The sequence below is a fragment of the Roseateles sp. P5_E1 genome (assembly GCF_054049335.1).
Map to the genome: position 1 here is coordinate 34,003 of NZ_JBFUMN010000013.1, position 13,649 is coordinate 47,651.

Here is a 13,649-nt window from a genome sequence, read left to right on the forward strand (position 1 = left end):
GGGCCTTTGCCCGGCTCAGCGGCGACGCCGCAGCTTCAGAGCCAGCAGACCCAGGCCACCCAACGACAGGGCTACGCTGCCCGGCTCCGGCACCGCCGACACATTGAGCGCCTGGTCGAGGTGGATCTTCAGAAACTCGGTGTTGTCCGAACCCAGGTTGCGGCCGCCCGTGCCGGGGTAGTTGTTGTCATTGGCGACCAGCAGGGTGTGGGCGTCCAGGATGAGCACACTCTCGATGGTCGTGAACGGAAAGGTGAAGGCGCTGCTGCCGTCGCCGTTCAGATCGTGCGGGTCGGCGATGTTCATCAGGTCGATGATCTCGCTCTTGACGAGGTTGCCGCTGCCGTCCAACTGGTTCAGGTCGACCTTGAAGATCTTCTTGAACGGCGTGCCCCCGCTGGTGGCCGTAGCGCCGTTGCGCTCGATGATGAGGAACTCGTGGTCGTTGATGGCCGTCATGTCACCGATGTTGGTGCCGGCGCCGTCGAGCTTGTAGTTCCATTGCTGGCCGGTGTAGCTCTCGGTGCCCACATCGAAGGCGTTGATGCGCAGCGTCTTCGCCGGGTCGCCCGTGACCTTGCCTTCCAGCAGTGTGTAGAGGCGGTCGCCGTTCGGGTTGATGGCCATGCCTTCGAAGCCGTTGGAGCGGCCCAGCGTCGCGCCGATGGTGCCGTTCACGACCGCCTCGTTCTGCGGCGACGCCACGCCCAGCATGCCAATCTCGCGGCGCAGCACTTCGCCCTTGGCGTTGGTCTTGATCAGGTAGGGACCGAACTCATCGCCGAACCACAGGTTGCCGTTCTTGTCCTTGCGCACCGACTCGATGTCCAGGTCGGCGCCGGTCAGCTGGCGGCCGCTGCGGATGCTGGGGTCGACCAGCGGGTTGGCTGCCGTGTTGTAGTAGCGCGTGTAGTCGGCCTGGATCTTCAGCGACAGCAACTGGTTTGGATCGGACAGCGTGACGTAGCTGCCAGACGTGAAACCGCCCATGCTGGCGCCGCTGTTGAAGTTGGCGGCCGAGACCGTACCGGTGCCGCCCGTGGCCGTCTTGAAGTTGGGTGTGACGGCGTACATGCGCAGCAGTGCGTCGGCCGAGTTTTCCTTGGCGCCGAAGCCGTTGTCGGGCATGAAGAGGTAGGTGCCAGCGGCAGGGCCGGCCAGTACGGCGGAGAAACCTTGCACGGATTGCTTGTTCAGCAGCGGCAGCGAGTTACCTCCGGCGCCGCTGGCGAACTGGCCGGTGGTCGGACCTTCGGCGAAGGTGTTGGCCGGCATCAGGGCCCAGCCTTCCAGCGTGGCCGAGGCGGCCTGGGCAGTGCTGGCGGCGAACAGGGCAAGGACGGCCGTCGCGAGCGCGGCGGGCTTCAGTGGGCAAATGGAGTTCATGGGCGATGCCGTGGCTGCGCGCAGAACAGCCTGCGCGGCGCGGATTCTTGGCAGCCGCCGTGACGCGCCAGTGACGCGTCGCACCACCCGGAAAGCAGAACAGGCCCCTCAGGGCCTGTTTTCAAAAGGGTGACGGCCTTATTTGACCGTCAACACCCACTTGGCCAGCGTCTCGGCCTCGGCCGGGCTGACCTGGGTGTTGGCTGGCATGGGCACGGGGCCCCAGACGCCGGAGCCGCCCTTCTGGATCTTCTCGGCCAGCTTCTTGTAGGCGTCCTTGTCCTTGGCGTACTTGGCCGCCACGTCCTTGTAGGCCGGGCCGACGAGCTTCTTGTCCAGCGCATGGCAGGCCATGCAGTTCTTTTTCTGCGCCAGCTCCTGGGTGGCGAAGGCGGCGGGAGCGACGACGAGGGCGAGGCTGAGGATCAAAGCATTCTTCATGCGAACCTTTCGGGGCGTTGGACTACAGTGGTTGCAAAGATACCTGAAGGAGAGCCCGCATGGGTTTCGTATTGATCGGCGTGCTCTTGATCGTGCTGCGGCTCGGCGGCTGGGTGCAGTTCCACAAGGACGACTTCTGGGCCTGGATCATCGTGCTGTCGCCCTTTGTGCTGGCCGCGGTCTGGTGGGCCTGGGCGGACTCCAGCGGCCTGACGCAGAAGAAGGCGATGAATGCCCTGGACGCCAAGAAGGCGGCCCGGCGCGAGGAACTGATGGAAGGGCTGGGGCAAGGCAAGCCCGGGGCGAAGAAGAAGCGCTGACGTGCCCCTCGCCCAGCCTCGCGCCGCTGAACGCGGGCGAGCCTGGTCGGTCTTGCAGACCGCGCAGCCGACGGAGCGGCTGCTCTTCGGCAGGCACGACAAGTCCACAGGACTTGCCGTGTCCGGCCTCAGCCCCCCGGGGGGACGGCGATGCTTGCCGGATTGACCGGCAAGCAAATCGCCATGACGGGCCGGCTAGGGAGCGGCCCGGCGCTCGGCCCGGAACCCCTCACTCAAACTTGTCCAAAACCGCACCCGAACTCGCGCTCGAAGCGTTCTTCGCAAATTTGGCCAACACGCCCCGCGTGTAGCGCGGCTTGGGCTGCAGCCAGGCCGCACGGCGCTTGGCCAGCTCGTCGTCGCCGACATTGAGGTTCAGCACCAGTTGATGGGCGTCGATGGTGATGGAGTCACCCTCCTGCACCAGCGCGATGACGCCGCCTTCATAGGCCTCCGGCGCCACATGGCCGACCACCATGCCCCAGGTGCCCCCCGAGAAGCGGCCGTCGGTGATGAGGCCGACGCTCTCGCCCAGGCCCTGGCCGATCAGCGCGCCAGTCGGGGCCAGCATCTCCGGCATGCCGGGGCCGCCCTTGGGGCCGAGATAGCGCAGCACCATGACGTCGCCGGCCACGATCTTGTTGGCCATGATGGCGGCCAGCGCGCTCTGTTCGTCATCGAAGACCCGCGCCGGGCCCGTCATCACGGGCGTCTTGAGGCCGGTGATCTTGGCCACGCAGCCTTCGGGCGAGAGATTGCCTCGCAGGATGGCCAGGTGGCCTTCGGCGTAGATGGGCTTGACGACGGGCTGGATGACGTCCTGGTCGGCGCTCAAGGCGGGAACGTCGGCCAGGTTCTCGGCCACGGTCTTGCCCGTGATGGTGATGCAGTCGCCGTGCAGCAGCCCGGCAGCCAGCAATTCCTTCATGACCGCTGGCACGCCGCCGGCCTTGTGCAGGTCCACGGCCAGGTATTTGCCGCTGGGCTTGAGGTTGCACAGCACCGGGATCTTCTTGCGCATGCGCTCGAAGTCGTCGATGGTCCAGTCCACCTCGGCCGCGTGGGCGATGGCCAGGAAGTGCAGCACCGCGTTGGTTGAACCGCCCGTGGCCATGATGACGGCGACGGCGTTCTCGATCGCCTTCTTGGTGACGATGTCGCGCGGCTTCAGGTCGGCCTTGACGGCCTCCACCAGGTAGTCGGCCGCCAGGCGGACGTTCTCGACCACCTCGTCTTCGACGTTGGACATGCTGGACGAGTAGGGCAGGCTCATGCCCAGCGCCTCGAAGGCCGAGCTCATGGTGTTGGCCGTGTACATGCCGCCGCAGGAGCCGCTGCCGGGGATGGCGAGCTTCTCGATCTGGCAGAAATCTTCCTCGCTCATCTTGCCGGCGCTGAACTGGCCCACGGCCTCGAAGACGCTGACGATATTGAGGTCCTGGCCCTTGTAGTGGCCGGGCTTGATGGTGCCGCCGTAGATGTAGATGGCCGGCACATTGGCACGCAGCATGCCCATCATGCCGCCGGGCATGTTCTTGTCGCAGCCGCCGATGACCATGACGCCGTCCAGCCACTGGCCGCCCACGCAGGTCTCCACGCAGTCGGAGATGACCTCACGCGACACCAGCGAGTACTTCATGCCCTCGGTGCCCATGGCCATGCCATCGGAAATGGTCGGCGTGCCGAACAACTGGGCGTTGGCGCCGGCGGCCTTCAGGCCGATGACAGCGGCGTCGGCAAGCTTTTGCAGGCCGGAGTTGCAGGGCGTGATGGTGGAGTGGCCGTTGGCGATGCCGATCATGGGCTTGCCGAAGTCACTCTCCTGGTAGCCCATGCCGTAGTACATGGAACGGTTGGGCGCACGGGCCACGCCCTCGGTGATGTTCTTGCTGCGGCGGTTGAAGCTCATGACGGTCTCCTGGAGAAGCCGGCAGTTTGGCGCGCCTGAGTTTGCTTTTCAAATATATTGTTCACTCTGAATTGATATGCGTGGTGAATCAATGATCGAACTGCGCCCCCTCCAGCAATTCCTCGCCGTGGCCGAGTTGCTGCACTTCGGCCGTGCCGCCGAGCGCCTGCACATGAGCCAGCCGCCGCTGACCCAGGCCGTTCGCAAGCTGGAGGCCCAGCTCGGTGTGCAGCTGTTCGAGCKCAGCAGCCGCAGCGTGCGTCTGACGCCGGCCGGCGCGGCATTGCAGGCGTCGGCGCAGAAGCTGCTGCTTGAGGCCGCCGCGCTGCCGGCCGAGGTGAGGGCGGTGGCTGACGGCCTGGCCGGGCGACTGCGCCTGGCCTTTGTGTCGACTGTCGGCTTCGGCGGCCTGCCGCTATGGCTGCGCTCCTTCCGCGAGGCCTGCCCGCAGGTGGCCCTGGCGCTGCGCGAGGCGACGCTGGACGTGCAGCTGCGCGAGTTCGAAGCCGGCAGCATCGACGCCGGCTTCGTCATCCACACGCCCGGCGCTGCGCCGGTGGGCTTCCAACGCCTGTCGATCGGTATCGAACCGCTGGTGCTGGCCCTGCCCAGCAGCGACGAAACGCCGACCGACGTGCAATGCCGCGCCGCGCCGCTGGTGATCTTTCCGCGCGAGGTCGCGCCGTCGCTGTACGACGCCATCCTGGCCCACCACGGCAGCGCCGGCGTGGCCCAGGAGGCCATCCAGATGCAGACCATCGTCAACCTCGTGTCGGCCGCCATCGGCGTGGCCTGGGTGCCGGCCAGCCTGCAGGGCCTGCAACGGGCTGGCGTGACCTATCGTGCGCTGCCCCGTGCGCCGCAGGTCGAGACCAGCCTGATCTGGCGTGCCGATGCGCCGCCCGTCGTCGCGCGCTTCGTCGAGCACGTGCGCACCCATGCCTGAAGTCATGCGTAAAAACCCGTGTCTCCGTGGATGCTGCTGCAACGTTAACGAATTCACACTCTGGAGACCCCTGCATGACCCTTCGCCTGCTCCCCCTCCCCCTCGCCCTGGCCCTGCTGGCCGGCGCCGCCCAGGCCGACCTGCTCAAGGACCCGCAATGGCAGGCGTGGCTGGATGCCGGCAAGACCGCCGACCTCGTGCGCGCCGCCAAAGCCAAGGGTGATGACGACCAGGCCGCTGTCGCTCTCGCCATGGCCGCCGTCGACGACAACGACGGTGCCCGGTTGGAGGCAGCCATCCCTGCCTTGCAAAACTGCTCAGAGAAGCGCCCGCAGGCCGTCTGCAGCTATGCCCTTGGGCGCGTCTACGGCCAGCAGGCCATGGCGGCCAGCGTCTTCAAGATGCCTGGCCTGGCGAGCAAGACCAAGGAGCAGTTCGCCAAGGCCGTCGAGCTCGATCCGGCGCTGTTCGAGGCACGCAGCGGCCTGACCCAGTTCTATCTGATGGCGCCCGGCTTTGCCGGCGGCAGCACGGCCAAGGCCAAGGAGCTGGCCGCGGAGGCGCAGCCACGCCAGCCCGAGCAGGCCAAGCTGCTGCGCGCCATGCTCGCCATGAACGACAAGGATTGGGCCGGCGCCGAGCGCGAGTTGGCCAGCGCCAAACCGGGCGACGACCGCACGGTGGTTCGCGAGCTGCGCGGCCAGTGGACGCGCCTGGGTTTCGAGCTCATGGAGCAGAAGAACCTGCCCAAGGCCCGCGGCATCTTCGAGGCCCTGCAGCGCGACTATCCCGGCCACGCCGCCGGCCCCTATGGCCTGGGCCGTGTGCTGACGGAGCAGGGCCAGCTCGATGAAGCCGTCAAGGCCTTCGAGCGCGCGCGGGCCCTGGAAGGTGCGGAGCGCATGCCCATCGACCATCGCCTGGGCCAGGCCCTGATCGCCAAGGGCGACAAGGCCGGTGCCAGGGCGGCGCTAGAGCGCTTCGTGCAGAACAAGCGCGCCAATCCGCGCAACGTCGACGAGGCGAAGAAACTGCTGGCCGGCCTGGCTTGACAGGGCAGGGCGGTGCGCTGGCTATGATGCCGGCCGCTCTTCTTCCCATCGGGCCATGCTGGTTCATCCTCAGTTCGACCCCATCGCCGTCCACATCGGTTCCGGCGGCATCCATTGGTATGGCATCACCTACCTGATCGCCTTTGGCCTCTTCCTGTGGCTGGCTACGCTGCGCTCGCGCATGCCCCAGCACGCAGCCGTGGGCTGGACCAAGCGGGACGTGGACGACGTGCTGTTCTACGGCGTGCTGGGCGTCGTGCTGGGCGGACGCTTGGGGTACTGCTTCTTTTACAAGCCCGGTTACTACGTCCATCACCTGACCGAGATCATCCGGGTCTGGGATGGCGGCATGTCTTTCCACGGCGGCCTGCTCGGCGTGCTGCTGGGCCTGTACCTGTTCGGGCGCCGTCGCGGCCGCAGCTTCTTCGAGGTGTCAGACCTGATCGCGCCCTGCGTGCCGACCGGCATCATGGCCGTGCGCCTGGGCAACTTCGTCAATGGCGAGCTGTGGGGTCGGCCGGCGCCGGCCGACCTGCCCTGGGCCATGATCTTTCCCCAGGCCAATGACGGCGGCATTGCCCGCCATCCTTCCCAGCTCTACCAGGCAGCGGGCGAAGGCCTGCTGCTTTTCATCATCCTGTGGCTCTATGCCCGCAAGCCACGCGCGACCGGGCAGATCTCCGGCGTCTTCATGATGGGCTATGGCGCGCTGCGCTTCGTGGCCGAATACTTCCGTGAGCCCGATGACTTCCTCGGCCTGCGCGCGCTGAGCTGGAGCCAGGGACAGTGGCTGAGCCTGCCAATGGTCATCGTTGGTGCCGCCATCTTTGCCTGGGCCACCAAGCGCAATCAAAGGCCGGTCCAAGGTTGACATGAGACAGATCTTCTTCGACACCGAAACCACCGGCCTGGAGGCCGACAAGGGCGACCGCGTCATCGAGGTCGGCTGCGTCGAAATGGTCAACCGCCAGCTCACCGGCAACCACCTGCACCTCTACATCAACCCCGAGCGCGCCAGCCACGAGGACGCGCTGCGGGTGCACGGGCTGACCGAGGCCTTCCTGTCGGACAAGCCCAAGTTCGCCGAGATCGTCGACCAACTGCTGGCCTTCCTGGCCGGCGCCGAGCTGGTCATTCACAACGCGCCGTTTGACATCGGCTTCATCAATGCCGAGCTCAAGCGCCTGAAGCGCGGCGTGCTGACCGACCATGTGGGCGGCGTGCGCGACACGCTGCTGATGGCGCGCGACCTCTTTCCCGGCAAGGCCAATTCGCTGGACGCGTTGTGCCGCCGTCTCGAGGTCGACAACACCAAGCGCGTGCTGCACGGCGCGCTGCTGGACGCCGAACTGCTGGCCGACGTCTACATCCGCCTGACGCGTGGCCAGGACGCGCTGTTGATGGACGAGCATGGCGACAACGCCAGCGGCGACAGCCACGCCGCCATCGAGGCCGTGGACCTGTGCCGCTTCGTGCTGCCGGTGCTGCACGCCAGCGAAGCCGAGGCCGCGGCGCATGAGAAATTGCTTGCCGACCTCGACAAGGCCGCCGGTGGCGCCTGCAAGTGGCGAGTGCTGGAGCCCGCTCAACCCATGGCATAATCGCGGGCTTCGCGGAAGTCGAGATTCGCTTTCGGGGCGGTTAGCTCAGGGGTAGAGCACCACATTCACACTGTGGGGGTCGCAGGTTCGAAACCTGCACCGCCCACCAAGACTCTTGGAGTTGCGGTGGATTCAGTTTTCAGGATTGGGCGGTTAGCTCAGGGGTAGAGCACCACATTCACACTGTGGGGGTCGCAGGTTCGAAACCTGCACCGCCCACCAATCCGAATCGTCAGACCCGGCCTTGAGCCGGGTTTGTCGTTTGTGCGATGCGCGGCTTGTGACTCATGGCTTGGGAGTCAGCGTCTGAACGGCCGCTGATACGTACACCAGCGGTGCGTTCCAGTTGATCGCGATCTCGTTGGTGGTGTAGCTGCACAAGGCGTCGAGGTAGGCCTTGGCCGGCACCTTGGAAGGATAGGCGCCGGGGCAATCGTCGCCCGAGCCGGGGTTCGGGCCGCCGACGATCATGCCGGGTACCGGCGGCTGTCGCGGCATCGCGCCAGACGGACGGTGGTGCGGATGCAGCGGCGAGCGCGTTCCGAAGCCGGTCACCATGGCATATCCGCTGGGGTGCCGCCCGAGAACAAAGTCAAGTGCCGACTGTGCGGCATCGAGCATGCGGCGGTCACTGCCGAGGCGGTATCCCTGAATGAGCATCAAGGCCTGGTTCAGGGCCACGGCATTGCTGCCCCAGATGAAGTCCTCGGTCTGCATGGCCAGGCGATAGGGCGATCGATCCCAACGCTCGGCGAGCGCGGTGGCCAAGGACCGGATCTGGCCCTCGATGAGCCTGCGGTCCGCTACCGGGGTCAATCGGTCGCGATGCTGGGCGAGGCTTACCCATGCCAGCGCCCCGACGCTGCTCCAGCCCGGAATCTCGATGCGCGGCACGGCTTGCTTGAGCGCGTGCCAATAGCCGTCCTCGCGTGTGCTGATGTAGAGCTCTGCGGCGGCCCAGGCAAGTTCGTCAGCCAGTTGGTTGTCGTCATAACCGCCGGTGTGGATGTCGGCCGGCTGGCGGTAGATGACGTCGGGATGCGCTTTGGCCCAGTCCCAGGCACGCTTGGAGGCGGTCATCATGCGTGCCGACAACCCCGGGCGCTGCGCCTCGAACGCAGCGAATACGCGGCTGGCCTGTGCCATGACGGCGGCGAAGTCGAGTGTGGCCGCCGTCGCCTTCATCACGACATAGCGGTCGTGCCGGGCCTCATGGGGCATCACGATGCCGTCAAAGCCTTTGTCGGTGAGCTTGTGATAGACGCCGCCATCGACCGGGTCCTGCATGGACAGCATCCACTCCAGGTTCCACAGTGCTTCATCGAGAACGTCCGGCAGGCCGTTGCCGCTCTCGGGGATGGTCAGGCGCTGCGCATCGAAGAAGGCCGGGAAATGTTCATAGGCCGCCAGCAGCGTGTAGACGGTGATGCCGGAGTTGACGATGTACTTGTTGTAGTCGCCAGCGTCATACCAACCCTTTGGCGCTGAGAAGACGGTGYCCTCAGGCCGGCCAGGGCCAGCGGCTGACGCATGAACAAGCACGCGGTCGTCCGGATGACCTGCGGGCCTCGCCCAGACACCCGCGTGGACAGGGTCGAGCGCGATGCTGGCGCGGTTGTAGTAGAAGAACTTGAGCGCGGCGGCATTCAGCGACACATAGGCGTCTGCCGCGATGACGAAAGGAGCTGAAGGCGCAAGCCCTGCAACCTTCAGCCGGTATCGGCCGGGCTGACGCCAGGCAGAGAAGTCGGCCAGGCGCAGTGCCTCCTGCGCCGCCTCCCAGCGTTGCGCGCTGCGCAGCGGGCCGCGCCAGACTTCTTGTCCAGTCACTGCGTCGACCAGCGCAAAGCTGCTCACGGGCACATCGCGCAGCACTGCCCATTTCGCGCTCTCGGGCAGATAGCCCACCTGGTTCAGCTGTATGGCCTGGGTGTCGATCTCAGCGGACTGTTGCGGCTGCGCGATGGGGCTGTGCGACGGCGTGCTACAGCCGGCAAGACTCAGGACGCAGGCCAGGCAGAGCGCCAGCGGCGCGCGAAGGTTCACGTTCAAGGCAGGAATTCCCGTTCGATGTTGTCGGCGACGCCACGCCCGCCCGGAACGCGGCCATCGGAAATGCCCGAGGGTGAGCGGGCGGCGCCGGTTCAGCGTACCCCTGGCTCGAGCACCACGCGACCCCACAGGCCCGAGGGCTGGCCCGGCGCTGCTTCGACCAGCACGGTCACCTGGCGGCGCGGCCCGCCCTGGGGCAGGGTCACGGCAAATTGTGCGGGCTCGACGGTGTTCTTCTCGCCCAGCTTGACGCCGTCCACCCAGACCTCGGCCTTGCCGGCAATGCTGCCGAAGCCCAGTTGCGCGCGGCCGTCGTTGCGATCCGCACGCACCGACACGCTGCTGCGGTACAGACGGAAGGATTTCGCCCCAGCGTCATGGCGCATCGGCGGCTCGTCCCAACCCCAGGAGTTCATGTCGGTCTCGGCCAGCACGACGTTGGGGTCGGGCCGGGTGGCGTAGGCCGGCGAGACGCGCCAGCCCAGCAGCGGCGTCGTCGGCTCGGCGGTCGGCACGCTCGGCGGCGCTGGGGCGGGCTGCAGTGCCAGCACGACTTCGGCGGCCTGCAGGCCCTCGGCGACGGCGCGCAGCTTCAGCTCACCGCGGCCATCGCGCCGGCCCTGCACGATAAGTTGGGCCAGGCCGTTGAACAGGCTGCGCTCGCTGGCCTTGTCGGGCTCGTGGGAGTTCGGGTCGCCGTTGCCGACGCCAATGATGCTGGCCTGGCCATCGATCTCGAAGCGCACGTGGGCGTTCGCCGTCGGCACTGGTCGCCCTTGGGCGTCGACGACGCTGACCGTCACCGGCATGGCATCCAGCCCGTCGCCGATCAGCGCCTTGCGGTCCGGCGTCAGCACGAGGCGGGTGGGCGCTCCGCTGGTCTCAACCGCATCGCGTGCGATCTCCTTGCCGTCTTGCAGGGCCACGGCCTCGATGCGTCCCGGCGCATAGGCCACCTTGAAGTGCGCCATTTCATAGGGGTCGACATCCTGCTCGCCGACGGCCGTGCCGTTGAGCAGCAGGCGCACGCGCGGCGCGTTGCTGGCGACCATCACGTGCACGGCCTGGCCTTCGCGCCCGGTCCAGTTCCAGTGCGGCACCAACTTGACGACCGGGCGATCCTTGACCCACTGGGCCTGGTGGATCCAGAACGCCGTCTTGGCGAACCCGGCCAGGTCCATCGCGCCGAAGAAGGAGCCGACGCTGGGCCACTCATACGGCGTGGGTTCGCCGCGGTAGTCGATGCCCGTCCAGATGAAGCTGCCGGCGATGAAGGGCCGCTCGCCGATGGCGCGCCAGGCCTGGCGGTGAGTGTTGCCCCAGGACGAGGGCTCGTCGTCGTAGCTGCCGAACACCTGGCCGGCGCGGTCGCTGGCGAACTCGCCACGCGTCATGTAGGCCGCGGTGTCCTCGGTGCTCGTCATCGGGCGCTTCGGGTGCTTCTTGTGATAAGGGTCGTAGGCGCTGATCTGGTAGTTCACGCCGACGACGTCGAGCGCATCCGCGGCGTTCAGGTCGGTGAACAGGCCGCCGTGCATGGCGCCCGTCACTGGCCGCGTCGGGTCAAGCTTCTTGATCTCGGAAACCATGCGGCGCGCCATCTCATAGCCGGGCTCGGTGCTCTGCAGAGGCTCCTCGTTGAAGATGGACCACAGGATCACGCTCGGATGATTGCGGTCGCGCCGCACCATCCACGTCAGCTGCTTCAGGTAGTCGGGCGAGGGGTTGAAGTGGCGGTTCTCGTCCATGACGAGCAGGCCCAGGCGGTCGGCGATGTCCAGCACCTCGGCCGCCGGCGCGTTGTGCGAGAAGCGGATCGCGTTGGTACCCATCTCCTTGAGGCGACGCAGCCGGAACTCCCAGATGGCTTCGGGCACGGCGACACCGACGCCGGCGTGATCCTGGTGGACGCAGACGCCCTGCAGCTTGACCGATTGGTCGTTGAGGAAGAAGCCGCGGTCCGCGTCGAAGCGGATGGACCGGAAGCCGGTCTGCGTTTCGGTGCGGTCGAGTTCGTTCGCGCCGTCGCGCAGCGTCGCGCGCACACGGTAGACGTGGGGCTGCGCAAGCGACCACAGCTTGGGCTCGCGCACGTCGAGCTTGATGTGGGCGACGGCCGATTCGAGCGCGGCAACCCGCGCTCGGGCGCTGCCCTTGGCCACTTCGCGGCCCGACGGATCGATCACGACCACGTCGATGGTGCCGCTGCGCTCGGCCTTGGCGCTGCTTTGCAACGTCACTTCGACCGGAAGGCTCCAGCGACCGTTGCGCTGGACCGGGTTGGCATGCAGGCCGTCGGTGGCGATGTGCAGCGCGTCGCGCTTGACCAGCCAGGTGTGGCGGTAGATGCCGGCGCCTTCGTACCACCAGCCTTCCTGTGCGTCGGCGTCCACGCGCACGGCGATGGTGTTGGCGTCGGCGCCGTAACGGACATAGGGCGTGATGTCGATGCTGCGGCCGTTGTAGCCCGACCAGTTGCGGTCGACGACGATGCCGTTGACCCAGACCGTGCTGTGCGTGGCGACCGCGTCGAACTGCAGCTCGATGTGGCGGCCGCGGTCGGATTCGGGCAGCGGCAGATAGCGCCGGTACCAGCCGATGCCGCGCTGGCGATAGCCCTGAGACGCGTTCTCGTTGCGGTCGAACGGGTTCTCGACGGCCCAGTCATGCGGCAGGTCCAGGCGCCGCCAGCCGGAATCATCGAAGTCTGCGGCAGCCGCACCCCAGGCGCCGTTGGCCTTGCCGTTGTGATAGCTCATGCCGTGACCCTTGACCACGGGCATTGAGACGTCGCCGCGATGGAAAAGCCAGCCGCTGTCGAGTGACAGGCGTTCGCGGCCGGYGGCCTGGACAGCAGTAGCCGCGAGCGCGAGCGCCGCGAAGAGCATGAGGCTGAGCCAATGAAGAATGCGCGGCGCGCGTGACATAACTTGGTTTCCCGTCGATCGAACTGCTGATTCAAGGCAAGCGCTGCTGCGGCTGTCCGAGCCAGGCGCTTGATTTGTCAAAGGAAAAAATGCGTCGCGCGATCCCGTTGGAGATCGCGCGACCAAACCAGGTCAACGTGTGCCTGGCCGACTCGGAGACGAGCCAACTAATCTTTGCGGCGGCGAAGACGTGCGCCGACACCTGCCAGGCCGGCCAGCCAGAGGGCCATGGTCGCCGGTTCCGGAACGGCGGTCACGGAGTCGGCAGACACCGCCAAACCGATGGCCATTCTGAAAAAGCCCGCCTCTCCCGGATTCGTCCAGGTGGCGCTCAAAAGCGTCGGGCCGGTGTAGTTCGGGAAGGACGAGTCGATGAAGGCTTCCGTGTAGTTGCCGGGAGCGCAGGTTTCCGCCCAACTGCAAAAGTCGATGTAGACATTCGCCTGCCCGTGAGGGCCACTGACCTGCAGGCTGCTCAAGGCGACGGTCACGGTGACGGTTGCATTTTCGCTGGCCTGGAACAAACCATCAAAAACCTTCGCGTTGGCCCAACCGGACTGTCCTCCGGTGACGTTGACCTTCGCCGAAGCGGACACGCCGTTCAAGCTGCGGGAGTTGTCGGTGGCGGTTGTCGCAGTCAACTTGGCTTCCGCGATGGAGCCAGCAGAGGCAACCGATGCACCGATCACATCTCCCTGCCAGCCGCTGGCGGTGTCGCTGAAACTTGGATCCGCCAGCGCAACCGATGCGCCCGATGGCAGCGGCAGCCAAGTGACTCCCTTGAACACCTGGGCCCATCCCTGGGAAGTGCTGAAGTTGATGTTGCTGATGCTCGCTTCGGCGGTATCCGCGGCGGCCACTTGCGAAACAGCGAGCAGTGCTGCGCTGATGACGTACTTGAATCGATGCACGATGGTCTCCTGCGTGTTGTTAGCGGACCGGGCGAGACGCCCGTGGGATTTGAGTTGCCTGGTGACGTCTGAGCCAGAGCTCATTGCGGTATTACCAGTTTCTC

At 66.5% G+C, this 13,649-nt stretch carries 11 protein-coding genes and 2 tRNA genes; 7 read left to right on the top strand and 6 right to left on the bottom strand.

The window, feature by feature from the left end; translation table 11 throughout:
- Positions 1-15 precede the first annotated feature (15 nt).
- Positions 16-1,386 (bottom strand): esterase-like activity of phytase family protein, encoded by a 1,371-nt coding sequence (locus tag ACXJKJ_RS13435; RefSeq protein ID WP_457390454.1) that lies wholly within the window; start codon positions 1,384-1,386, stop codon positions 16-18.
- 138 nt (positions 1,387-1,524) lie between these two features.
- On the bottom strand, positions 1,525-1,827 hold the full coding sequence (locus ACXJKJ_RS13440) for a c-type cytochrome (RefSeq protein WP_056201431.1): 303 nt from the start codon (positions 1,825-1,827) through the stop codon (positions 1,525-1,527).
- Between the two features lie 59 nt (positions 1,828-1,886).
- On the opposite strand from ACXJKJ_RS13440, the gene ACXJKJ_RS13445 reads away from it, so the two are divergent.
- Positions 1,887-2,147, top strand: a complete 261-nt coding sequence (locus ACXJKJ_RS13445) for a TIGR04438 family Trp-rich protein (RefSeq protein WP_056201434.1) — start codon at positions 1,887-1,889, stop codon at positions 2,145-2,147.
- Positions 2,148-2,376: 229 nt separating this feature from the next.
- Here ACXJKJ_RS13445 and ilvD read toward each other — a convergent pair whose 3' ends face one another.
- Positions 2,377-4,056, bottom strand: coding sequence for a dihydroxy-acid dehydratase (gene ilvD, locus ACXJKJ_RS13450; protein ID WP_457390455.1), 1,680 nt, complete (start codon positions 4,054-4,056; stop codon positions 2,377-2,379).
- 91 nt (positions 4,057-4,147) lie between these two features.
- Between ilvD and ACXJKJ_RS13455 the strand changes: the two genes are divergently transcribed.
- The 6 genes from ACXJKJ_RS13455 to ACXJKJ_RS13480 all read left to right on the top strand — a co-directional run bounded on the left by ACXJKJ_RS13455 (position 4,148) and on the right by ACXJKJ_RS13480 (position 7,877).
- Positions 4,148-5,002 (top strand): LysR family transcriptional regulator, encoded by an 855-nt coding sequence (locus ACXJKJ_RS13455; RefSeq protein WP_457390456.1) that lies wholly within the window; start codon positions 4,148-4,150, stop codon positions 5,000-5,002.
- 74 nt (positions 5,003-5,076) lie between these two features.
- Complete coding sequence (locus tag ACXJKJ_RS13460) at positions 5,077-6,054, top strand: tetratricopeptide repeat protein (protein ID WP_457390457.1); 978 nt, start codon at positions 5,077-5,079, stop codon at positions 6,052-6,054.
- Positions 6,055-6,109: 55 nt separating this feature from the next.
- On the top strand, positions 6,110-6,925 hold the full coding sequence (gene lgt / locus ACXJKJ_RS13465; protein ID WP_457390458.1) for a prolipoprotein diacylglyceryl transferase: 816 nt from the start codon (positions 6,110-6,112) through the stop codon (positions 6,923-6,925).
- A gap of 1 nt (position 6,926) precedes the next feature.
- Positions 6,927-7,655 carry a DNA polymerase III subunit epsilon gene (dnaQ, locus tag ACXJKJ_RS13470; protein ID WP_457353146.1) on the top strand — a complete coding sequence of 243 codons (729 nt, stop codon included), beginning with the start codon at positions 6,927-6,929 and terminating at the stop codon, positions 7,653-7,655.
- A gap of 34 nt (positions 7,656-7,689) precedes the next feature.
- Positions 7,690-7,764: transfer RNA gene (locus ACXJKJ_RS13475), tRNA-Val, on the top strand.
- A 38-nt stretch (positions 7,765-7,802) separates the two neighbouring features.
- A tRNA-Val gene (locus ACXJKJ_RS13480) sits at positions 7,803-7,877 on the top strand.
- Positions 7,878-7,940: 63 nt separating this feature from the next.
- Here the strand turns inward: ACXJKJ_RS13480 and ACXJKJ_RS13485 are convergent.
- The 3 genes from ACXJKJ_RS13485 to ACXJKJ_RS13495 form a co-directional block, all read right to left on the bottom strand.
- On the bottom strand, positions 7,941-9,701 hold the full coding sequence (locus tag ACXJKJ_RS13485; protein ID WP_457390505.1) for a glycoside hydrolase family 9 protein: 1,761 nt from the start codon (positions 9,699-9,701) through the stop codon (positions 7,941-7,943).
- A gap of 98 nt (positions 9,702-9,799) precedes the next feature.
- On the bottom strand, positions 9,800-12,634 hold the full coding sequence (gene galA / locus ACXJKJ_RS13490; RefSeq protein WP_457390459.1) for a beta-galactosidase GalA: 2,835 nt from the start codon (positions 12,632-12,634) through the stop codon (positions 9,800-9,802).
- Positions 12,635-12,801: 167 nt separating this feature from the next.
- Complete coding sequence (locus ACXJKJ_RS13495) at positions 12,802-13,545, bottom strand: PEP-CTERM sorting domain-containing protein (protein WP_056201512.1); 744 nt, start codon at positions 13,543-13,545, stop codon at positions 12,802-12,804.
- Positions 13,546-13,649 lie beyond the last annotated feature (104 nt).